The sequence below is a fragment of the Achromobacter sp. D7-1 genome (genome assembly GCF_059760445.1).
This window is the reverse complement of sequence record NZ_JCBAMT010000008.1, coordinates 68,980-89,142: the sequence shown is the minus strand read 5'-3', so window position 1 is coordinate 89,142 and position 20,163 is coordinate 68,980. Positions and strand designations below refer to the sequence as shown.

Genomic DNA, 20,163 nt, shown 5'->3' with positions numbered 1-20,163 from the left:
GCCCTACATCCACAAGAGAGCGCAGGACCTGGAGGAGACAAATGCAACAACAGAAAGGATTCGGCCAGATCGCCGAACGCGAGCAGGGCCTGAAGCGGCGGCTGACGTCGGGCCAGATGAGCATGATCGCCATTGGCGGCGCCATAGGCACGGGGTTGTTCCTGGGCAGCAAGTTCGCCATCGGCTTCGCCGGACCCAGCGTCATCATCAGCTACGCCATCGGCGGCCTGATCACGCTGCTGCTGATGGGCTGCCTGGCGGAAATGACGGTGGCGCATTCCACCTCGGGCTCGTTCGGCGCCTACGCCGAGCACTACGTCGGCCCGCTGGCGGGCTTTCTGGTGCGCTATGCGTACTGGTCCTGCGTGGTGCTGGCGGTGGGCACGGAAGTCACCGCCGTGGCGGAGTACATGAAGTTCTGGTTCCCGGACGTGCCGGGCTGGCAGTGGGTCTGCCTGTTCTCGGCGGTGCTGATCTTCATCAACGCCATGAGCGTCAAGACCTTCGGCACGGTCGAATACTGGTTCTCCACCATCAAGATCACCGCCATCGTGGCCTTCATCATCCTGGGCGCCTATGTGGTCTGGGGCAATCCGCAGTACGGCACGGCGCTGTACACCTCGCACGGAGGCTTCTTCCCGAACGGCGTCTGGGGCATGTGGATCGCGGTAGTCATCTCGATCTTCAGCTACCTCAGCGTGGAGATGATTGCGGTGGCGGCGGGCGAGGCCGAAGATCCCGAGCGCGCGGTCAAGCAGGCCTTCCGCGCCACCATCGTCCGGCTGGTGGTGTTCTACCTGCTGACGCTGGCGTTGATCCTGGCCATCGTGCCCTGGGACGAGGCCGGCAAGGGCGGCAGTCCCTTCGTCAAGGTGATGCAGGCGCTGGAGATTCCGGGGGCCGCGGGCGTCATCAACTTCATCGTGCTGGTGGCGGCGCTGTCGGCCATGAACAGCCAGCTGTACATCACCACCCGCATGATGTTCAGCCTGTCGCGCGCCGGCCATGCGCCATCCGCCTTCGGCCGGCTGAGCCGCAACGGCACGCCGCTGAACGCCTTGCTGCTGTCGACCAGCGGCATCGCCATCGCCGCGGTGCTGAACGTGCTGTACCCCGAGACCTCGTTCACGCTGATGATGGCGATTTCGATGTTCGGGGCGCTGTTCACCTGGATGATGATCTTCGTGACCCACTACTGCTTTCGCCGCCGCTGGGCACGCGAAGGCGGGGGCAAGCTGTCGTTCCGCATGCCGGGCTTTCCGGTGCTGACCCTGCTGGGCGCGGGCGCGATGCTGGCCATTCTGGCCACCACCTACTTCACCAGCGTCTTCAAGATGACGCTGGTGTTCGGCGTGCCGTTCCTGCTGGTGCTGGCCGTGCTGTACCAGGTGCTGTTCCGCCGACGCGGCGAAACCGTGGCGCTGACCCCGCGCGATCAGCGTTCCTGATGTTGCCGCGCCGGGTTCGGGCGCAAGCCTGAATTGGGGGCTGAGGCGGGAGCCTCAGGCCCCCGTTTCATATGCGCGCTTCAGGCACTGGCCATGGCGGGCGCGTGCTGCTCCGCGGCCTGTTCCTGCGGCGCCGGCGCGAACACGCGCAGCCGGTGGCCGTCGGGGTCCAGCGCCACGAAGGTGCGGCCGAAATCCATGTCGGTGGGCGCTTGCAGGATGGGCAGGCCGCGCAGGCTCCAGTCCACATGGCGGCGGTCCAGCGCCTGTGCGTCGGGCACGGTGAAGGCCAGTTCGGTCGCGCCGCCGCGGCCGGCGGCGGCCGGTTCCACGGTATAGCGCGACCACAGGCCCAGCATCAGGCCGGAATCCAGCCTGAACAGCGCGAAGGTCGGGGAGCTTTCGACGGGCGGACGCTGCAGCAGGGCGCTATAGAACGCGGCGCTGGCGGCGGGCTTTTCGACGTAGAAAATGACGAAATTGGTGTCTGACATGATGCGCTCCGGGTGGTAGACGCGCTCATCTTAGACAGGGGTACTGTCAGTTTTTGGCAGTAGCTTGCATCAGGATTTCTTGGGCGCATGTTCGATCGCGCGCCACTCTTTGAGCAGGGCATGCCGGCGCTTGGGATAGCGCGGGCCGGGCGTCAAGGTGGCGATGCGGTCGGTGCGGAAATGGCGGAAATCCTGGCGCAGTTCGCACCAGGCCATGACGATGCGCACACTGTCGAAGAACCCCAGCGCAAACGGCCAGATCAGCCGCGTGGAATCGGCGCCCTTGTCGTCGCGGTAGGTGATGTCGATTTTCTGTTCGCAGCGTATGGCGTGGCGGATCAGCGCCAGGTCCACCCGATCTATCACCCGCATCGAACTGGGGCCGACCAGCAGCGGTATCGCATCCAGCCCGTCGCGCAGCTCTCCCGGCAGCACCGCCCCGATCTTGGCCAGCGCATTGCTCGCAGCCTGCGCCAGGCGCGGATCGGCGCGGTCCGCCACCCAGCGGGTGCCCAGCACCAGCGCTTCGATTTCCTCGGTGCTGAACATCAGCGGCGGCAGCATGAAGCCGGGGCGCAGCACGTAGCCCACGCCCGGCTCGCCCTCGATCTCGGCGCCCTGCGCTTGCAGGGTGGCGATGTCGCGGTACAGCGTGCGGATGCTGACGCCGAGGTCGGCGGCCAACTGGCGGCCGCTGACGGGGCGGCGATGGCAGCGCAAGGTCTGCAGCAGGCCCAGGAGGCGTTCGGTGCGGGACATGGGACGGGCGGGGATGGCGGATCCATAATGCTGCCACGAAATGGCAGCATCAGGGGCCGCAGCGATCAGCGGATCGCGCTTTCATGCTGCGCGCCGCCCGTCGGTACGTTGGAACTTTATAGCGGGAACGGCGAGGCCGCTCCCGCAGCTGGCGTTTAGGACCCGACCTTCTTGCCCGTGGCCACGTCGATGGCCGAGCCGTCTTCCAGGCTGACGCGGTAGATCTCGCGCACCACGTTGCCGGCGAAGCCGATCTCGACGATGGACACGTCCTTGAAGGTGGTGTTGATGCCGTCGGGCAGCACGGCGTTGAACTTGTCGGACTCCTGCTTCATGGCGTCCTGCAGGCGCGTGTCGTACAAGGCCATGCTGTAGACCAGCGTGGTGTGCGGGTTGTGCGCGCGCACTTCCTTGCCGTCCTGCATGATGTTCACGCCGCTCACGCCCATGGTCTTGACCAGGTCCTTTCCGGCATCGCCCATCTTGGCGTAGACCGGACCGGTGACGCGCGGCAGCGGGCCATCGCGCAGCGGCGCCAGGGCGGCGGTGGCGACGGTGTTGTAGCGCATCATGTCTTCGAAGCCCTGGCCGCTCTTGACCACGCCCAGGTCCAGCCACCACGGGTGGCCCGCGCCCTTGGCGGCTTCGGTCGGATAGAAGTTCTTCAGCGTGACCTGCAGCGGGGCCGGCGGCTTGGGCAGGGCCTTCAACATACGGGCGGGCGTTTGCGGGTCGGCGCTGTGGATGTGCACCACCGTCACGTGCGGCATGTTGGGCGTTTCGGCTTCGGTCTTCAGGCCCAGCTTGAGCAGGTCGGCCTTCAGTGTGGCGTTGATCTTGGCGTCCAGGATGGCATTGACGTCCTGGGGCAGGCGGTAGACCACGCCGTAGGTGGCCTTGTGCTCGCGGAATTCCGGTTTGTCCAGGGCGCTGTTGTCGATGGGGGCCGCGGCGTGCGCGGCCGAGGCGGAGGCGAACAGGCCGAGGGCGGCCAGTTGGAAGACACGCTTGATCATGGAGATTCCTTTTGTTTGTGTAGGCCCGCGAGAGTCACCCGCAGTGTGGCCAGCGCGGATGTACTGCGTATTGCACCAAGCAAAAGAATTCCGATACCAGCCTGCGCATGCCCGATAGCTGGCGCCCGGCGGCTGATATCCGCCTACACCAGAAAGACGATGGCCACGATGGCGATGCCCAGCAGCAGGTTGATGCCGACCCAGCGGCGTATGCCGGCCATGGCCTGCCCGCCCTGGGGCCAGGCGGATGCGGCGACCGCCGCCCGCAGCTGCGGGTAGAGCACGAAGCGGATATAGGCGTAGATGGCCGTCATGACCAGGCCGCCCGAGGCCATGAGGGTCCAGCTGCGCGGCATGAAGAAAGCGCCGCCCGTTTGCGCCGCCTGGCTGGCTTCCTGGCCGATCATCGCCGCGCCGGTCGCCAGGATCAGCAGGATGGCCGCCAGCACGGCATTCAGGAACGGACCCAGCACCGACGCCATCAGCCGCAGCCGGACTGGCGGTTCCAACTGCGCGGCCGCCGGCCGCAGGAAACAGTGCGCAAACAGCATGCCCCCGACCCAGAGGATCACGGCCATCAGGTGGATGAATTTGAGCGCGGCGTAGAACATGAGGCAGGCCTGTAGGGAGGAATCCGTCCCCATCATATCCCCGTCAAGCGCGGCGCGCGGACTTGACCGGAATCATGGTTTTGCATTTAGAATGAGATTGATTTCTATTTGTGATTGTTAGTTCAGGGAGTCCTCCGTGCCGAATCCTGCGGTCGCCGCCAGCGACAACGTCCATTTGTTGTATCGCGCTCACCATGGGTGGCTGCACGGCTGGCTGCGCGCCAAGCTGGGCAACAGCTTCGACGCGGCCGACCTGGCGCAGGACACATTCGTGCGGGTGCTGCGCCACCGCCATGAACTGGACGTCCTGCGCGAGCCGCGCGCCTATCTGACCACCATCGCCAAGCGCCTGCTGCTCAACCACCACCGGCGGCGTTCGGTGGAGCAGGCCTACCTGGAAGCCCTGGCGCTGATGCCGGAGGCCCTGGCGCCCTCGGCCGAGCAGCGCCTGATCATCCTGGAAACGCTGCAGGAAATCGACGAGATGTTGGCGGGCCTGTCGCTGCCGGCCCGCCAGGCATTCCTGATGGCGCAGCTCGAAGGCCTGAGCCATGGCGAGATCGCCGCCCGCCTCGACATATCGCTGCGCACTGTCCACCGCTACATCGCCAAGGGATTCGAGCAATGCATCATGGCATCGATCTGAGCGCGCCGGCCGAAGCGGCGCCCGAGCTGCCCGCCGTCGAACGCGGCGTGGCACGCGAGGCCGCGCGCTGGCTGCTGCGGCTGAGTTCCGACCGCGCCACCGATGCCGACCAGCGCGCCTGTGCACTGTGGCGCGCCAGCAAGGCCGAGCACGAGCATGCCTGGCAGCGCGCGCAACGCGTGAACGAGCGTTTCGGGCTGATTCCGGCGGCGCTGGGCATGGCGACCTTGAACCGGCCCGAACTCAGGAACCGCCGCGCCGCGCTCAAGACGCTGGTGGCGCTGGTGGTGGCCGGGCCCGTGGGCTGGGCCGCCTGGCGCGCCGATCCGCTGGACTGGACCGCGGACTATCGCAGCGCGCCGGGCGAGCGGCGCGAAGTGGCCTTGGCGGACGGCTCCACGCTGCTGCTGAACACGGCCAGCGCCGTCGACGTGATGTTCAGTTCCACCGCCCGCCTGCTGCGCCTGCGCGCGGGCGAGATCGCGGTGCACGCCGTGGCCGACACGGCGCCGCAGGCGCGCCCGTTCGTGGTGCGCACCAGCCTGGGCGATATCGAGGCGCAGGCCTCGCGCTTCTGTGTGCGCCAGGAAGGCGGGCTGTGCCGGGTCAGCGTGCAGGAAGGGCGGGTTCGCGTTGGCAGCGCCGCGCAGCCGCGCGGCCTGGTCAGCCTGGAGGCTGGCGAACAGAGCAGCCTGACGGCCGGGGGCGTGTCGCCGCCGTCCGCCGCCGATCCGCACGCCAGCGACTGGCAGCGCGGCGTGCTGTACGCCCAGCGCATGCGCCTGGACGCCTTCGCGGCAGAACTGGGCCGCTACCGCCCCGGCATTTTGCGTTGCGATCCCGAAGCCGCGCACCTGCGCATCTCGGGCGCGTTCCAGGTGCGCGACACCGATGCGGTCCTGGCGGCGCTGCCCGCGACCTTGCCGGTGCAGGTGCGCTACCGCACGCCGTACTGGGTGACGATCACCGCGCGCGCGGCCGCCGAGGCCTGAATCCGCGCTGTTACAAAAAACTGGAGGGCCAGCTGTCCGATTCGGATTTCACGAGGGTCATGGTCAGTAGAGGCAAACGAATGCCGCCACCGTTTGGATCGAAAGGACGACCATGGCTTATCTACCCGCCGGCCGCGCAAGCGGCTCCCGACCCGCCCGAGGCCTGCAATGCCGCATGACCCGCGTCGCAGCCGCCGTGCATGCCGCGCTGGCGTTGACCGCGCTGTCCGCCGCCCTGCTGCCTGCAAGCGGCGCATGGGCCCAGCCCGCGCAGCAGACGCAGGCGCGCGGCTATCGCATTCCCGCGGGCGCGCTGGCCGAGGCGCTGCCGCGCTTTGCCGACAGCGCGGGCGTGACCGTGCTGTTCGATGCGGCACTGGTGGGACAGCGCCGCACGGCGGGTCTCGATGGCGTCTATTCCGTGAATGAAGGCTTCGCGCGCTTGCTGGCCGGCAGCGGCCTGGGCGTGCAGGAGCGCAGCGCCCGGGTCTATGTGCTGCAGGCGGTGACGGCCGCGGACGTGACGCAGCTGGCGCCGGTCCAGGTGGATGGCGACGGTGCGCCGGTCGCGCCAGCCTGGGAAACCAGCACCGACCGCAAGCGCCTGGATGAGCTGCAAGTCAGGAACTGGAGCGACTTCGGCAAGCGCGCCGAACCCGGCGTGAATTTCAACCGCACGAGCAACAGCATCAACATCCGCGGCCTGGACCAGGACCGCGTGCTGACGCGCGTGGACGGCATCCGCCTGCCGTGGCTGGACGACGGCGCGCGCGGCCTGAAGGGCGGCCTGGAGGCGGTGGACTTCAACAGCCTGTCGCGGCTGGACATCGTGCGAGGCGCCGACGCCAGCGGCGGCGGCTCCGGCGCGATTTCCGGCATTGCCGACCTGTACACGCTGCAACCTTCGGACCTGCTGGCCGACGGCAAGACTTTCGGCGCGCTGGCCAAGACCGATTACGACACGGCCGACAGCAGCTGGGGCGCCAACGCCGCGTTGGCCGGCCAGATCCACAGCAACACGTTCTGGCTGGTGCAGGCCGGCGCGCGCAACGGCCACGCATTGGACAACCGCGCCGACGTGGGCGGCTACGGTTCCAAGCGCAGCGAGCCCAGCCCCGAAGACTACGATCAACGCAGCTTCCTGCTGAAGTTGCAGCAGCGCGTCGAAGGCGGCCATCGCTTCGGCCTGACAGGTGAGTACTTCAAGCGCAATGCCGACATCGACAATATGTTCGAGCAGGGCACGGGCACCAGCTATCTCTACGGCGAGAACAGCACGCGCAAGGAAACCGAGCGCCAGCGCGTGTCCTTCGATTACTCGTACAAGGCGCCCGGCGAGGGCCGCCTGATCGACACGGCCACCGCGGTCGTCTATTGGCAGCGCCTGCAGCTGGACAGCTCGCTGAGCGGCGTGCGCAGCGTCGATTCCCGCGCCTATGCCAGGCCCGGCGATCCCTACTATTACGGCTATCCCAGCGGCCCCTATGGCCGCAGCAATTCCATTCGCCAGACCATGTTCGGCGCCAATGCCGAAGTCACGAAACGCCTGGCCGGCGCGACCGTGTCGCAGCTCTGGACAGCGGGCGCGGAATGGTACGGCAACAAGACCGAGCAGTACTCCAGCGGCTACGACAATTGCCCCGCGATTCCCTCCGGCACGCCGGCGCCCATGGGCCCGCGCCTGTGCGACATGCTGCACACCAACCAGGCCGACGTGCCGCAGTCCAAGGGCAATCAATGGGCCCTGTGGGTGCAGGACGAATTCAGCTTCGCAGACGGCCGCTACACCATCATGCCGGCGCTGCGCTACGACCACTACGAGCAGAAGCCGCAGTCCACGGCCAGCTACGAAAGCAACCCGAATGCGGGCGCGCTGCCGCCGTCCAACAGCGGCAGCCGCTTCTCGCCCAAGCTGCTGGCCACCTGGAAGGCCGCGGAAGAACTCAGCCTCTACGCCCAGTACGCCTACGGCTTCAAGGCGCCCAGCCCGACGCAGCTCTACACCAACTACGGCGGCCCCGGCACCTACCTGCGCGTAGGCAATCCCTATCTGAAGCCCGAAACCAGCAAGGGCTGGGAGCTGGGCGCCAAGATCGGTTCCGATTCCCTGGGCGGCGCGGTATCGTTGTTCGACAACCGCTACCAGAACTTCATCGACGGCGACGTGCCGCTGAACGCATCGTCGCCGCAGTGGCAGCCGGGCTGGGCCGGCCAGTATCCCTTGGGCGTGACCGGCAACGTCAACCGCGCCAAGGTGCGCATCTACGGCGCCGAAGCCAGCGCGCAATGGAAGTTCTCGCCGGGCTGGCGCACCTGGGGCTCGCTGGCGTGGGCCGTGGGCAAGGATGAAGGGACGGGGCAGTACTTGAACTCGGTGGCGCCGTTGAAGGCGGTGCTGGGCCTGGGCTACGGCCGCGACGTGTGGGGCGTGGACGCGATGTTGACCACCGCCTTGAAGCGCAACAAGGTCGAGTACCCCGAGCCCACGGCCACGGCGCGCAATGCCGACTTCCAGGCGCCCGGCTATGGCGTGGTGGACCTGATGGGCTACTGGCGTCCGGCCGCGGTGAAGGGGCTGCAGGTGCAGGCAGGCGTTTTCAACCTGTTCGACAAGAAGTACTGGGAGGCCATCAATGTGCCGACCGCCGGCGCCATCGCCATTCCGCGTCCGGTCGATTGGTACACGGAACCGGGACGCAGCCTGCGCGTCTCACTGACATACCAGTATTGATCCAGACCCCGCCGCCGGTCCGGTCGATACTGGAGCGGCGGCGGTCTACGCAAACCTTAGCAACGGCCGGAGGGCCTCACGATGAGCAATACCGATTTCACGTCCCGCGCCCAGGAACTGCGCGCCCGCAATGACGCGCTGGCGGCCTCGCAACCCAAGCTGCGCGCCCGCAACCTGGCGCAGGCGCTGGGCGTGTCCGAAGCCGAATGGGTGGCGGCGGAATGCGGCGGCCTAAAAGCCGCGGCCCTGCACGGCACGCCCCAGGAGATCTTCCGCGAACTGGGCACGCTGGGTCCGGTCATGGCGCTGACGCGCAACGACTGGTGTGTGCACGAGCGTCACGGCGTGTATGAGGACATCCAGGCCGACGGTCCGGTAGGCCTGGTGCTGGGACCGGACATCGACCTGCGCGTCTTCTTCACGTCCTGGAAGTCGGCCTGGGCGGTCGAGCAGGACGGACGCCACAGCCTGCAGTTCTTCGACGGCGCGGGCGTGGCGGTGCACAAGGTCTACCGCACCGAGGCCACCGACGCGGCCGCCTACGACGCCCTGGTCGCGAAGTTCGCGGGCGAGGCGCAATGGCCGGAAACCCAGTCCTATGCGCCCGCCGCCGACGCCGACCGGGTCGAGGACAGCGCGCAATGGCGCGAGGCCTGGCTGGGCATGCAGGACACGCACGAATTCTTCCCCTTGCTGCGCAAGTTCAAGGTGTCGCGCCTGGCCGCGCTGGTGGCCGCGGGCGAGGACCTGGCGCAGCAGGTGCCGGCCGACGCCGTCGAGCGCATGCTGGAATCCGCGGCGCAGTCCGGCTTGTCCATCATGTGTTTCGTGGGCAACCGGGGCATGATCCAGATCCACACCGGCCCGGTGCAGCAATTGCGCCGCACCGGCCCCTGGTACAACGTGCTGGACCCGAAGTTCAACCTGCATCTGGACACCACCGCCATCGCCTCGGCCTGGGTGGTGAACAAGCCGACCTCGGACGGCTGGGTCACCTCGCTGGAGCTGTATTCCGCCACCGGCGACCTGATCGCGCAGTTCTTCGGCGAACGCAAGCCGGGCAAGCCGGAGCTGGCCGGCTGGCGTGAGCTGATGATCAGCCTGTGCAGTGTGCCCCTGGCGGCCTGATTCCATAAGGACGTAGCGATGAAAAAATGGCTGGCAATGGCGGCAGGCTGGGCCTTGGCGTTCAGCGTGCACGCCGCGCCGCCCACCCGGGTGGTGACCCTGGGCGGCAGCGTGACCGAAATCGTGTATCAGCTGGGGCAGGGCGACAAGCTGGTGGGAGACGATCTCTCCAGCCTCTATCCCGAGGCCGCGACCAAGCTGCCGCGCGTCGGCTACTACCGGGCCGTGCCGGTGGAAGGCGTGCTGTCGCTCAAGCCCGACCTGGTGCTGGCGTCTGAGCAGGCCGGGCCGCCGGACGCGCTCAAGCGCCTGGCGGACGTCGGCTTGCGGGTCGTCACCGTGTCGGACGCGCCGTCGGTGGACTCGCTCAAGTCGCGCATCCGCGGCATTGCCGACGCGTTGGGCGTTGCGCCCGCGGGCGAACGCATGGTGGCAGAGGTCACGCGCGAACTCGCGCGCGCCGAGGCGGTGCCCGCGACGCGCGCGCGGGCCCTGCTGCTGATCAACCGCACGGGCTCGCCGCAAGGCGCTGGCCGCGACACCGCCGCCAACGAAGTCATGCATCTGGCGGGGCTGGTGAACGTGCTGCAAGACCAGCAGGGCTACAAGCCCCTGTCGGCCGAAGCCTTGGGCGCGCTCGCACCTGACCTGATCGTGGTCACGCAGGCGTCGCTGGACGCGGGCGGCGGCATGGAAGCCTTCCTGCGCATGCCCGGTATCGCGTCCACCCAGGCCGCCGCAAAGCGGCGGATCGTGGTCATGGACGACCTGCTCATCCTGGGCATGGGGCCGCGCCTGCCGCTGGCGCTGACCCAGCTCAAGCAGGAGGTCGCGCATGTCATGGCGCGTTAGCGCGCCGCTGGCATTGGGCTTGCTCGCCGTGGCCTTGGCGGTCGCGGTGGTGGCCGCCACCGCCAACGGCGCGGTGGCGATTCCTTTGCGCGAGCTGCCCTCCCTGCTGTGGGACGCGCCGACGCCGGAAAACGCCTTGTGGCGCAATGTGCTGATCGACATCCGCCTGCCGCGCGTCCTGTTCGCGCTGGTGGCGGGCGCCGGACTGGCGGTATCCGGCGCGGCCATGCAGGCGCTGTTCCGCAATCCGCTGGCCGAACCCGGGCTGATCGGCATATCGGCTGGCGGCGCGCTGGGCGCGGTGGCCGCCATTGTGCTGACATCCGGCGGCTTCTGGATCACCGCGCCTTCGGCCTTCGCCGGCAGCCTGGTCGCCACGCTCTGCGCCTATGCGGTCGGCCGGCGCGTGCCGGGCGTGGCCGGGCTGCTGCTGGCGGGCGTGGCCATCACGGCCATGGCGTTCAGCCTGATCGGCCTGTTCACCTTCGTTGCCACCGACGCGCAACTGCGCGACCTGACCTTCTGGAACATGGGCAGCCTGGGCGGCGCGAACTGGAAAGTGCTGTCGTTCCTGGGGCCATGGGTGCTGCTGGTCAGCCTGTGGCTGACGAGCCAATGGCGCGTCATGAACGCCTTGCTGCTGGGCGAGCGCGAAGCCCAGCACCTGGGCTACACGCTCAAGCGCGTGCGGGCCAGGCTGGTGCTGGCCAGCGCGCTGATCGTCGGGCCGCTGGTCGCCGCCACGGGGACCATCGTCTTCGTCGGGCTGGTGGTGCCGCATTTGGTCCGCATGACGCTGGGCGCCAACCACCGCTGGCTGCTGCCCGCCACCATTCTGGCGGGAGGGCTGGCGCTGATACTCGCCGATTGGCTGGCGCGCACCGTGGTCGTGCCGGTGGAACTGCCTATCGGCCTGGTGACCGGCCTGGTCGGCGGACCGTTCTTCCTGTGGCTGCTGGCGCGCGGACGGAGGATCGGATGACGCTTTCCGCACAGAACCTGACCGTGAGCCGCGGCGGCGCGCGCATCCTGACCGATGTGTCGCTGGACATCCGGCCGGGAGAGGTCGTGGGCTTGCTGGGCGCCAACGGCGCCGGCAAATCCACCTTGCTGGGCGCGCTCTCGTCGGAACTGACGCCCGATGCCGGCCAGCTGAGCCTGAGCGCGACCCCGCTGGCCGCGCTGCCGCACCGGCAGCAGGCGCGCCAGCGCGCCGTGCTGCCGCAAAAGCCCGGGCTGACTTTCGACCTGAGCGTGCGCGAGGTGGTCGCCATGGGCGCCTATCCGTTCCCGGAGTTGCCGCCGCAGGCGGTGGACGAATTCGTGACGCAGGCGCTGGGCCAGGCCGACGCGGCGCATCTGGCGGGCCGGCGCTATCCGGAGTTGTCCGGCGGCGAACAGCAGCGCGTGCAATTCGCGCGCGTGCTGGTCCAGTGCCATGCCGCGCGCGGACAGGGCGAGCCGCGCTACCTGTTGCTGGACGAACCCACCGCCAGCCTGGATCCCAAGCATCAGGGCGATTTGCTGCGCCGCGCCTGGGAGCTGGCCCACAGCGCCCATACGGGCGTACTGGTGATCCTGCACGACATGAACCTGGCCGCGCGCTGGTGCGACCGCCTGCTGCTGCTTTGCGGCGGGCGCGGTATCGCGCAAGGCACGCCGGCGGAGGTCCTGACGCCGGCCAATCTGTATCTGGCTTACGGCATCGACGCCCAGGTGATTCCGCATCCCCTGCAAGCCGGCCGCCTCCTGGTGCTGATGGCGTGACGCGGGCTGTGGGGTCGGTAAAATAGGCGATACGCTTGTATTCGCCTTTTTCAACATCTACCCAACAGGATCCCGTGTCATGCCTACTTTTGACGTCGTCTCCGAAGTCGACAAACACGAACTCTCCAACGCTGTCGACCAAGCCAACCGCGAACTGGCCACCCGCTTCGATTTCAAGGGCACCGAGGCCAAGTTCGAACTCGACGAATTTGTCGTGACCCAGGTCGCTTCCAGCGCGTTCCAGCTCAAGCAGATGCTGGACATCCTGCGCGGCCGCCTGTCGGCGCGCGGCATCGACGTGCGCTGCCTGGATGTGGCCGATCCCCTCGAAAACCTGGGCGGCGCGCGCCAGAAGGTCACCATCAAGCAGGGCATCGAGCAGCCGGTGGCCAAGAAGCTGATCGCCGCCATCAAGAACGCCAAGCTCAAGGTGGAATCGCAGATCAACGGCGACAAGCTGCGCATCAGCGGCAAGAAGCGCGACGACCTGCAGACCGCCATCGCGCTGCTGAAGAAGACCGACGTCGACCTGCCGCTGCAGTTCGAGAACTTCCGCGACTGATCCGCCCCGCGCCAGGGCGCGCGGCGCCCTGCCGACCTCGAGGGGGGCCATGGGACATTCCAATGAGTTGCAGCTGGTGGTCGAACTGGTGCGCGCCGGCGGCATGTCCGCTGCCGCCCGCGAGCTCGGCGTCACGCCGGCCGCGGTCAGCAAGCGGCTGGCCCAGATCGAGGCGCGGCTGGGCGTGCGGCTGGTCAATCGCAGCACGCGGCGCCTGAGCCTGACCGCCGAAGGCGAGGTCTACCTGGAAAACGCCCGCCGCATCCTGGGCGAGATCGAGGACCTGGACCAGTTGATCGCCAGCCGCCAGGACAGTCCGCGCGGCTTGCTCAAGGTCAACGCGCCGCTGGGTTTCGGCCGCAGCTACATCGCGCCCGCGATTGCGGAATTTGCCCAAGCCTATCCCGAGGTGTCGCTGCAATTGCAGCTGACCGACAGCCCGGCGGATTTCGTGCAGGACGCCTTCGACGTGGCGGTGCGCTTCGGCGACCTGCCCGACACCCGCCTCATCGCCCGCAAGATCGCGCCCAACCGGCGTCTGGTCTGCGCATCGCCGGGCTACCTGAAGACCCATGGCGTTCCCGTCACGCCGCACGATCTGGCGCGGCACCAGTGCATCGTGCTGCGGCAGAATGAAGCCGCGTACGGCTTGTGGCGTTTCACCAAGGGCCGCCGCAGCGAGACCGTGAAGGTGCGCGGCAATCTCAGCAGCAACGACGGCGAAGTGACGCTGACCTGGGGCCTGGCCGGCCTGGGCATCCTGCAGCGCGCCGAATGGGACCTGGCCCGCTATCTGCGCAGCGGCAGGCTGGTGCAGGTGCTGGAAGACTACGCCTTGCCGCAAGCCGACATCTACGCGGTCTTTCCGGAAAGGCACCACCTGTCCGCCAAGGTGCGCGTGTTCGTGGACTTCCTGGTGGCGTATTTCAGGAAGGGCGCGGACAGCCGGTGGTGATGGCCGGCCCGGCTCAGGCCGACCACAGGTGCTGCGCCGCGTAGGCGCGCCAGGGCCGCCACGTCTCGGCGCGGGCCAACAATTGCACGGGCGTGTAGGCTCGTGATTCCAGTTTCTCCAGCGCCCGTATCAACCCAATGTCGGCGGACGGGAACGCATCCGGCTCGCGCAACTGGCGCAGGGCGATGTATTGCGCCGTCCATTCACCCACGCCGCGTATGGTGCGCAGCCGGCGCACCGCGTCCTCCAGGCCGCCGGCCGCATCGAATAGATGTTTATCCGCCACCGCCGCCGCGGCCACCGCCGACAAGGTCGCCGCGCGGCTGCGCGGCATGCCCAGCGGCGCCAGCTCGGCGGCCGCCACGGCTTCGGGCAAGGGAAACACATGCGTCAGCCCGCCTTCGGGACGCGCCATCGCCGCGCCGTGCGTGGCCACCAACTTGCCGGCCAGGCGGATGGCCGCGACCACCGTGATCTGCTGGCCCAGCACGGCGCGCATGGCCAGCTCGAAGCCGTCCCAGGCCCCGGGCACGCGCAGGCCGGGCCGCGCTCGGATCAGCTCGGTCATGATAGGGTCGCTGGCGAATTGCGCGGCGATGGCGACTGGATCGCTGGCCAGGTCGAAGACGCGGCGCAGGCGCGCGATGATGGCCGGCAGCGCCTGCAGCCGGGGAAAGCGCACCGTGGCTTCGAGCGCATCGCCGCGGCCCGGGCGCACCGTCACCGTGCCCTGGTGGCCGTCGAGCAGGACGGTGCGCGCATAGCTGTCCTCCGTGACCTGCTCGATGCCGGGGATCGCACGCAGCCGCAGGAAGCCCAGCATCGCGTCCCAGTCGTAGGGCGGACGGTAGCGCAGCAGCAGCTTGATCTCGCCTTCTTGCGCCGCGGACACCTCGGGCTTGCCGGAACGCCGCAGGTCTCCGGGCGCGCGCGCGAACAGGTCGTGGAAGATCTCGTTGAAGCGGCGGATGCTGCCAAAGCCCGAGGCGAAGGCAATTTCCGCCATCGGCAGCCGGGTTTCGTGGATCAGCTGCTTGGCCAGCAGCACGCGCCGCGTTTGGGCCACGGCCACGGGCGAGGCGCCCAGGTGCTGGCGGAACTGGCGCCGCAACTGGCGTTCGCCCACGCCCAGGCGCTGCGCCAGCACGTCCACGCCATCTTCGTCCAATGCGCCCAGTTCGATCAGTTGCAGCGCGCGCGCCACGCTGTCCGGCAGTTCATGTCCAGGTCCCAGTTCGGGAGCGGTTTCCGGGCGGCAGCGCAGGCAGGGGTGGTAGCCGGCCTCCTGCGCCGCCGCCGCGGTGGCGTAGAACGCCACGTTCTTCGACAGCGGCGTGCGCGCCGGACAGACCGGGCGGCAATAGATGCGCGTGGTCTTCACGGCGGTGAAAAAGCGGCCGTCGTAACGGGCGTCGCGCACTTGGATGGCGCTGTAGCAGGCGTCGTGGTTCAGGTCCATGGGATCATGCTACCGCCGCTGCGGGCGCCGGATCTAGCGGTTTTCGGACAGTGTTGTGGATGCGGCATTCCTGTCCGAAAACCGCCAGCGCAAGTTTCGCGTCCGCGCCTATATTGCACCCATCGATCACCGCCGCAGGAGCCAGCCCCATGTCCGCCCGAACCCAGGCTTTCTTTCTTGAACGCGTTCCCACGCCCATCGGCCTGATGCTGGTCCTGAGCGACGAGCAGCAGCGCTTGCGGGCGGTGGACTGGGAAGACTACGAATCGCGCATGCATCTGCTGCTGCGCAGGCAGTACCGCAACCAGATCGTGGAACTGCGCGATGCCGCCCAGGCCTCGCCCGCGCGGCGCGCGCTGCTGGACTATTTCGACGGCGACGTGCGCGCCATCGACACCTTGGACGTGGCCACCGGCGGCACCGATTTTCAGCGCGAGGTGTGGCGGGCCTTGCGGGAAGTGTCGGGCGGCCAATCGGTCAGCTATGGCGCCCTGGCGCAGCGCATCGCGCGACCCGCCGCCGTGCGCGCGGTGGGAGCGGCCAATGGGGCGAATCCCATCGGCATCGTGGTGCCTTGCCACCGGGTCGTGGGCGCGGATGCTTCCCTGACCGGTTATGGCGGGGGGCTGCATCGCAAGCGCTGGCTGCTGGATCACGAGCAGAGATGGCTTGAAAATTCTTGTGACAGGGCTGAATAGATTTGTAGCGTGTTAAGCATCTGAAAGGCATATCATCCGTCCCCTTCAGAGCAACCCGCAACAGGAAACAAAGATGTTTATGCCGCGCCCCTTGCGCATGTCCGCCGTTCTGGCCGTCACGCTGGCGCTTGCCGCGTGTGGCGACGATAGCGCCAAGAAGGAAGCGAAAGCGTCCGAGCCGACCACCGCCCAGGCCGAGATCATCAAGTACAACCAGTACGTCGACACCGCCAATGGCCTCTCCACGACTTTCGAAGAGGCGCTGGACCGCTACCAGACGCGTGTCGTCCCGGCGCTGAAGGATGGCAAGCCGCTCAAGGATTTCTCCATCAGCAACGATTCCAGCATCCTGCGCACCAAGGAAAAACTCGACGGCGCGCTGGCGATGAAGACGCCGATTGCCGAGATCGATGCGCCTGCCAAGGAATTTTCGGACGCGCTGGGCAAGCTGGCGCCGCTGAGCAACGAATTGCAGAACTACGCGGCAGCCAAGACTTTCCTGTCGGACAACGGCGCGCTGGCCCGCGAGAAGAGTCCGGCCTACGTCGCGGCGCTGACCGAAGTGGTGAAGGCCGAAAACGGCTTCTATCGCGGCATTTCCATCAGGGACACGGCCAATACCAAGGCAGCGTTCGAGAAGGCCGAGAAGGACACTGTCGCCTATTACCGCGCCGGCCTGGTCTATTACGGCAAGGCCACGATGGACAAGGCGTCGGGCGTGTTCGACGGCACGGGCCTGGGCGCCGACCAGGAGGCGTTCAAGCAGGAGCTGGACAAGATGAACGAGATGGCGCTGGGCTTTGACAAGAAGACCCGCGAGGCCGATCCCAAGGGCTGCTCCAGCATGATGATGAACGTCAACAGCTTCCTGGCTTCCGGCCGCAAGATCCTTGAAAACACCAGCAGCGGCCGCTACAAGGAAGAAGCGGCGCGCACTGGCGCATTCAAGATGATCCGCCTCACCATCGAGATGGACGCCGGCAGCCTGCGCCAGAACTTCAACAACATGATCTCTACCTTGAACGTCGGCCGCTGCTGACGGCAGCGCCCGCCAGCGGCCGCGACATGGCCGCAGCCCGAAACAGCGCCCCATGCGGGCGCTGTTTTATTTGCGCGTTCAAATCGGCGCCTGCGCATTCCACCTTCAACTCCAGGTAAAAGATGTTTTGAATTCCACTGCGCCCGCCGCCCTCGGGCGTCAGTACAGTGCCGACAGCATCTCACCAGCAAGGAGCCCAGTCGGCCCATGAAGACCTATCGCATCGCAACCATCCCCGGCGACGGCATCGGCAAGGAAGTGATTCCCGCCGGACAGCGCATCATGCAGGAACTGGCCCGGGACGGCGGCCTGAGCTTCGAATTCGAGAATTTCGACTGGGGCGGCGATTATTACCGCCAGCACGGCGTCATGATGCCGGCCGACGGCCTGGACGCGCTGCGCGGCAAGGATGCCATCCTGTTCGGTTCGGCGGGCGACCCGCACATCCCCGACCACATCACCCTGTGGGGCCTGCGGCTGAAGATCTGCCAGGGCTTCGACCAATACGCCAACGTGCGCCCGACGCGCATCCTGCCGGGCATAGACGCGCCGCTCAAACGCTGCACACCGGGCCAGCTGGACTGGGTCATCGTGCGCGAGAACTCCGAAGGCGAATACTCCGGCGTGGGCGGCCGGGTGCACCAGGGCCACCCGCTGGAAGCCGCGACCGACGTCTCCATCATGACCCGCGCCGGCGTCGAGCGCATCCTGCGCTTCGCCTTCAAGCTGGCGCAATCCCGTCCGCGCAAGCTGCTCACGGTGGTGACCAAGTCCAACGCGCAGCGCCACGCCATGGTGATGTGGGACGAGATCGCCGTGGAGGTCAGCCGCGAGTTCCCGGACGTGACCTGGGACAAGGAACTGGTCGACGCCGCCACCGCCCGCATGGTGAACCGTCCCGCTACGCTGGACACTATCGTCGCCACCAACCTGCATGCCGACATCCTCAGCGACCTGGCGGCGGCGCTGGCCGGCAGCCTGGGCATCGCGCCCACCGGCAACATCGATCCCGAACGCCGTTATCCGTCCATGTTCGAACCGATCCACGGTTCGGCCTTCGACATCATGGGCAAGGGGCTGGCCAATCCGGTCGGCACGTTCTGGTCCGTGGTCATGCTGCTGGAGCACCTGGGCGAAACGCAGGCCGCCGCGCGGCTGATGCAGGCGATCGAAAGCGTGACCGCCGATCCCTCGCTGCATACGGGCGACCTGGGCGGAACCGCCACTACCGCGCAGGTCACGGCGGCGGTCTGCGCCAAGCTGGCGGCCGCGGCCAGGGCCCGGGCCGCGTAGACGGAACAGGCACGAAGCAGGCCCGTAGCGGGACCGGGGCGCTAGACCTCAGGCCGGCTCCGGGCTCCACGACAAGAAGCGAATTCCATTCGTACCGAGGAGACAAGCATGCACAAGAGAACGATATCCGCGCGCGTCCTGGCGCTGGCCTGCCTGGCCGGCCTGTCCTTGGCCGGCGGCGCGCAGGCACAGAGCTATCCGGTCCGGCCCGTGAACCTGGTCGTGCCGTTTCCGGCCGGCGGCACCACCGATGTGCTGGCGCGCGCGCTGGGCCAGGAACTGGCCAAGAGCTTGGGCCAGCCGGTGGTGGTGGAGAACAAGCCCGGCGCGGGCTCGACGCTGGGCGCCGACTACGTGGCCAAGGCCGCGCCCGACGGCTACACGCTGCTGATGGGCGCCGTGCACCACACCATCGCCACCAGCGTCTACAAGAGCCTGCATTACGACTTCCAGAAGGATTTCGCGCCGGTGACCACGGTGGCCCTGGTGCCCAACGTGCTGGTGGTCAATCCCAAGCTGCCGGCGCAGAACGTGCAGGCCCTGCTGAAGCTGGCGCAAGGCCAGCCGGGCAAGCTGACCTATGGCTCAAACGGCATGGGCACGGGACAACACCTGATCGGCGCGCAGTTCGAAAAGGAAGGGCATGTGCAGCTGCTGCACGTCCCTTACAAGGGCAGCGGCCCCTTGACCACCGACCTGCTGGGCGGCCAGATCGACATGTCCTTCGATACCGTGACGCCGGTGCTTGCGCACATCCAGAGCGGCAAGCTGCGCGCGCTGGCTGTCACCACCAATCAGCGCTCGGCCGCGCTGCCCGACGTGCCCACCATGGAGGAGGCCGGCCTCAAGCCCTTCAACATGGGGACCTGGTTCGGTGTGCTGGCGCCGGCGGCGACGCCCGCGGACGTGGTGGCGCGCCTGAATGCCGAGATGGTCAAGATCATCCGTTCGCCCGACTTCTCGCGGCGGATGGCAGAGATTGGCGCGGTGCCGATCGGCGACACGGCGGCCGAGATGAAGGCGCGTATCGGCGCCGACACCGAGAACTACGCCAAGCTGGTCAAGGACACCAAGGTAGCGATCAACTGAACGCGGCGTCCGTTCAGGCGCGGATCCAGCCGCGCGCGATCGGCAGCGCCAACACCTTGCGGTACAGGCTTTGCGCCACGCCCGTGAGGGGCTCGCCATAGCGGCTCCATGCGATCGCGGCGAGTCCGGCGGCCACAGGCGCCAGCAAGAGCCCGCCCAAGATGTCCAGCGGGAAGTGCACGCCCAGGTAGACGCGCGACGCGCCCACCAGGACGGCCGCGGCCAGTGTCAGCCAGCCCCAGCCGGCCCAGCGCCGATCGTGGATCAGCGTGCATGCCAGCGTGGCGATGATGATGGTGTGGTTGCTGGGGAACGAGGACGTCGCCTTGTGGGGAAAGAACGCATGTCCCAGGCCCATGACGAAGGGCCGGGCATGCGGCCACAGGGCGCCGCACAGATAGCTGGCGAACAGCGCCACGGCAATGCCGGCCAGCGCCTTCAGCGCCAGGTCGCGCTGTGGCCGGCCGCCCCACAGCCACAGGGCGGCCAGGACGGCCGGCACCAGCAGGATCAGCCGGTTGGCCACCAGCATGGCGGCGTGGATCTGCCAGACAGGGGTGGCCGGATCGGCGTTGATCCAAAGAAAAAGGGACTGGTTGAGGCCTTCGAGAGAATTCATGACTG

20 protein-coding genes are annotated in these 20,163 nt (G+C 67.7%); 14 read left to right on the top strand and 6 right to left on the bottom strand.

Going from position 1 to position 20,163, the window contains the following annotated elements:
- Nucleotides 1-41 precede the first annotated feature (41 nt).
- Complete coding sequence (locus AC6LKD_RS05740; RefSeq protein WP_498115498.1) at nucleotides 42-1,448, top strand: amino acid permease; 1,407 nt, start codon at nucleotides 42-44, stop codon at nucleotides 1,446-1,448.
- Nucleotides 1,449-1,528: 80 nt separating this feature from the next.
- Here the strand turns inward: AC6LKD_RS05740 and AC6LKD_RS05735 are convergent, their stop codons facing one another.
- The 4 genes from AC6LKD_RS05735 to AC6LKD_RS05720 all read right to left on the bottom strand — a co-directional run bounded on the left by AC6LKD_RS05735 (nucleotide 1,529) and on the right by AC6LKD_RS05720 (nucleotide 4,328).
- Nucleotides 1,529-1,942, bottom strand: coding sequence for a VOC family protein (locus AC6LKD_RS05735; RefSeq protein WP_013395864.1), 414 nt, complete (start codon nucleotides 1,940-1,942; stop codon nucleotides 1,529-1,531).
- A gap of 69 nt (nucleotides 1,943-2,011) precedes the next feature.
- Complete coding sequence (locus AC6LKD_RS05730; protein WP_498115497.1) at nucleotides 2,012-2,701, bottom strand: helix-turn-helix transcriptional regulator; 690 nt, start codon at nucleotides 2,699-2,701, stop codon at nucleotides 2,012-2,014.
- A gap of 155 nt (nucleotides 2,702-2,856) precedes the next feature.
- Nucleotides 2,857-3,717, bottom strand: a complete 861-nt coding sequence (locus tag AC6LKD_RS05725) for a hypothetical protein (protein ID WP_013395862.1) — start codon at nucleotides 3,715-3,717, stop codon at nucleotides 2,857-2,859.
- Nucleotides 3,718-3,860: 143 nt separating this feature from the next.
- Nucleotides 3,861-4,328 (bottom strand): CopD family protein, encoded by a 468-nt coding sequence (locus AC6LKD_RS05720; RefSeq protein WP_013395861.1) that lies wholly within the window; start codon nucleotides 4,326-4,328, stop codon nucleotides 3,861-3,863.
- Between the two features lie 136 nt (nucleotides 4,329-4,464).
- Here AC6LKD_RS05720 and AC6LKD_RS05715 point away from each other — a divergent pair, with 136 nt between their 5' ends.
- The 9 genes from AC6LKD_RS05715 (at nucleotide 4,465) to AC6LKD_RS05675 (ending at nucleotide 13,961) form a co-directional block, all read left to right on the top strand.
- Nucleotides 4,465-4,974, top strand: a complete 510-nt coding sequence (locus AC6LKD_RS05715) for a sigma-70 family RNA polymerase sigma factor (RefSeq protein ID WP_492274496.1) — start codon at nucleotides 4,465-4,467, stop codon at nucleotides 4,972-4,974.
- Nucleotides 4,953-5,966 (top strand): FecR domain-containing protein, encoded by a 1,014-nt coding sequence (locus AC6LKD_RS05710; protein ID WP_498115496.1) that lies wholly within the window; start codon nucleotides 4,953-4,955, stop codon nucleotides 5,964-5,966. The genes AC6LKD_RS05715 and AC6LKD_RS05710 overlap by 22 nt, the downstream gene beginning before the upstream one ends.
- Nucleotides 5,967-6,141: 175 nt before the next feature.
- Nucleotides 6,142-8,697, top strand: a complete 2,556-nt coding sequence (locus AC6LKD_RS05705) for a TonB-dependent receptor (RefSeq protein ID WP_498115495.1) — start codon at nucleotides 6,142-6,144, stop codon at nucleotides 8,695-8,697.
- An 81-nt stretch (nucleotides 8,698-8,778) separates the two neighbouring features.
- Complete coding sequence (locus AC6LKD_RS05700; RefSeq protein ID WP_498115494.1) at nucleotides 8,779-9,825, top strand: hemin-degrading factor; 1,047 nt, start codon at nucleotides 8,779-8,781, stop codon at nucleotides 9,823-9,825.
- Nucleotides 9,826-9,843: 18 nt separating this feature from the next.
- A complete protein-coding gene (locus AC6LKD_RS05695) occupies nucleotides 9,844-10,677 on the top strand; it encodes a heme/hemin ABC transporter substrate-binding protein (RefSeq protein ID WP_498115493.1) in 834 nt (277 codons plus the stop codon).
- A complete protein-coding gene (locus AC6LKD_RS05690) occupies nucleotides 10,661-11,659 on the top strand; it encodes a FecCD family ABC transporter permease (protein ID WP_498115492.1) in 999 nt (332 codons plus the stop codon). Before AC6LKD_RS05695 ends, AC6LKD_RS05690 begins: the two co-directional genes overlap by 17 nt.
- Nucleotides 11,656-12,444, top strand: coding sequence for a heme ABC transporter ATP-binding protein (locus AC6LKD_RS05685; RefSeq protein WP_498115491.1), 789 nt, complete (start codon nucleotides 11,656-11,658; stop codon nucleotides 12,442-12,444). Before AC6LKD_RS05690 ends, AC6LKD_RS05685 begins: the two co-directional genes overlap by 4 nt.
- Before the next feature lie 79 nt (nucleotides 12,445-12,523).
- The gene (locus AC6LKD_RS05680; protein ID WP_013395853.1) at nucleotides 12,524-13,006 is read left to right on the top strand and encodes a YajQ family cyclic di-GMP-binding protein; all 483 of its coding nucleotides are present in this window, start codon (nucleotides 12,524-12,526) and stop codon (nucleotides 13,004-13,006) included.
- A gap of 49 nt (nucleotides 13,007-13,055) precedes the next feature.
- A complete protein-coding gene (locus AC6LKD_RS05675; protein WP_013395852.1) occupies nucleotides 13,056-13,961 on the top strand; it encodes a LysR family transcriptional regulator in 906 nt (301 codons plus the stop codon).
- 13 nt (nucleotides 13,962-13,974) lie between these two features.
- Here the strand turns inward: AC6LKD_RS05675 and AC6LKD_RS05670 are convergent, their stop codons facing one another.
- Nucleotides 13,975-15,420 carry an AlkA N-terminal domain-containing protein gene (locus tag AC6LKD_RS05670; RefSeq protein WP_498115490.1) on the bottom strand — a complete coding sequence of 482 codons (1,446 nt, stop codon included), beginning with the start codon at nucleotides 15,418-15,420 and terminating at the stop codon, nucleotides 13,975-13,977.
- 149 nt (nucleotides 15,421-15,569) lie between these two features.
- Here AC6LKD_RS05670 and ogt point away from each other — a divergent pair, with 149 nt between their 5' ends.
- The 4 genes from ogt (at nucleotide 15,570) to AC6LKD_RS05650 (ending at nucleotide 19,539) form a co-directional block, all read left to right on the top strand.
- Nucleotides 15,570-16,118, top strand: a complete 549-nt coding sequence (gene ogt / locus AC6LKD_RS05665) for a methylated-DNA--[protein]-cysteine S-methyltransferase (protein ID WP_498115489.1) — start codon at nucleotides 15,570-15,572, stop codon at nucleotides 16,116-16,118.
- A 73-nt stretch (nucleotides 16,119-16,191) separates the two neighbouring features.
- Nucleotides 16,192-17,157 carry a DUF3829 domain-containing protein gene (locus AC6LKD_RS05660; RefSeq protein WP_013395849.1) on the top strand — a complete coding sequence of 322 codons (966 nt, stop codon included), beginning with the start codon at nucleotides 16,192-16,194 and terminating at the stop codon, nucleotides 17,155-17,157.
- A 207-nt stretch (nucleotides 17,158-17,364) separates the two neighbouring features.
- Nucleotides 17,365-18,450: a tartrate dehydrogenase gene (locus tag AC6LKD_RS05655; protein WP_498115488.1), complete on the top strand. Its 1,086-nt coding sequence runs from the start codon at nucleotides 17,365-17,367 to the stop codon at nucleotides 18,448-18,450.
- Between the two features lie 108 nt (nucleotides 18,451-18,558).
- Nucleotides 18,559-19,539, top strand: a complete 981-nt coding sequence (locus AC6LKD_RS05650; protein ID WP_498115487.1) for a Bug family tripartite tricarboxylate transporter substrate binding protein — start codon at nucleotides 18,559-18,561, stop codon at nucleotides 19,537-19,539.
- Nucleotides 19,540-19,552: 13 nt separating this feature from the next.
- On the opposite strand, the gene AC6LKD_RS05645 is transcribed toward AC6LKD_RS05650, so the two are convergent.
- Entirely contained in the window at nucleotides 19,553-20,158 is a 606-nt protein-coding gene (locus AC6LKD_RS05645) for a phosphatase PAP2 family protein (protein ID WP_492274507.1), read from the bottom strand.
- Between the last annotated feature and the right edge of the window lie 5 nt (nucleotides 20,159-20,163).

Coding starts and splice junctions, on each gene's coding strand:
- AC6LKD_RS05725 (WP_013395862.1), bottom strand. CDS start 3,717: ATGATCAAGCGTGTCTTCCAACTGGCCGCCCTCGGCCTGTTCGCCTCC.
- AC6LKD_RS05690 (WP_498115492.1), top strand. CDS start 10,661: ATGTCATGGCGCGTTAGCGCGCCGCTGGCATTGGGCTTGCTCGCCGTG.
- AC6LKD_RS05655 (WP_498115488.1), top strand. CDS start 17,365: ATGAAGACCTATCGCATCGCAACCATCCCCGGCGACGGCATCGGCAAG.
- AC6LKD_RS05650 (WP_498115487.1), top strand. CDS start 18,559: ATGCACAAGAGAACGATATCCGCGCGCGTCCTGGCGCTGGCCTGCCTG.
- AC6LKD_RS05735 (WP_013395864.1), bottom strand. CDS start 1,942: ATGTCAGACACCAATTTCGTCATTTTCTACGTCGAAAAGCCCGCCGCC.
- AC6LKD_RS05730 (WP_498115497.1), bottom strand. CDS start 2,701: ATGTCCCGCACCGAACGCCTCCTGGGCCTGCTGCAGACCTTGCGCTGC.
- AC6LKD_RS05700 (WP_498115494.1), top strand. CDS start 8,779: ATGAGCAATACCGATTTCACGTCCCGCGCCCAGGAACTGCGCGCCCGC.
- AC6LKD_RS05695 (WP_498115493.1), top strand. CDS start 9,844: ATGAAAAAATGGCTGGCAATGGCGGCAGGCTGGGCCTTGGCGTTCAGC.
- AC6LKD_RS05710 (WP_498115496.1), top strand. CDS start 4,953: ATGCATCATGGCATCGATCTGAGCGCGCCGGCCGAAGCGGCGCCCGAG.
- AC6LKD_RS05645 (WP_492274507.1), bottom strand. CDS start 20,158: ATGAATTCTCTCGAAGGCCTCAACCAGTCCCTTTTTCTTTGGATCAAC.
- AC6LKD_RS05720 (WP_013395861.1), bottom strand. CDS start 4,328: ATGTTCTACGCCGCGCTCAAATTCATCCACCTGATGGCCGTGATCCTC.
- AC6LKD_RS05660 (WP_013395849.1), top strand. CDS start 16,192: ATGTTTATGCCGCGCCCCTTGCGCATGTCCGCCGTTCTGGCCGTCACG.
- AC6LKD_RS05685 (WP_498115491.1), top strand. CDS start 11,656: ATGACGCTTTCCGCACAGAACCTGACCGTGAGCCGCGGCGGCGCGCGC.
- AC6LKD_RS05680 (WP_013395853.1), top strand. CDS start 12,524: ATGCCTACTTTTGACGTCGTCTCCGAAGTCGACAAACACGAACTCTCC.
- AC6LKD_RS05670 (WP_498115490.1), bottom strand. CDS start 15,420: ATGGACCTGAACCACGACGCCTGCTACAGCGCCATCCAAGTGCGCGAC.
- AC6LKD_RS05705 (WP_498115495.1), top strand. CDS start 6,142: ATGACCCGCGTCGCAGCCGCCGTGCATGCCGCGCTGGCGTTGACCGCG.
- AC6LKD_RS05740 (WP_498115498.1), top strand. CDS start 42: ATGCAACAACAGAAAGGATTCGGCCAGATCGCCGAACGCGAGCAGGGC.
- AC6LKD_RS05675 (WP_013395852.1), top strand. CDS start 13,056: ATGGGACATTCCAATGAGTTGCAGCTGGTGGTCGAACTGGTGCGCGCC.
- ogt (WP_498115489.1), top strand. CDS start 15,570: ATGTCCGCCCGAACCCAGGCTTTCTTTCTTGAACGCGTTCCCACGCCC.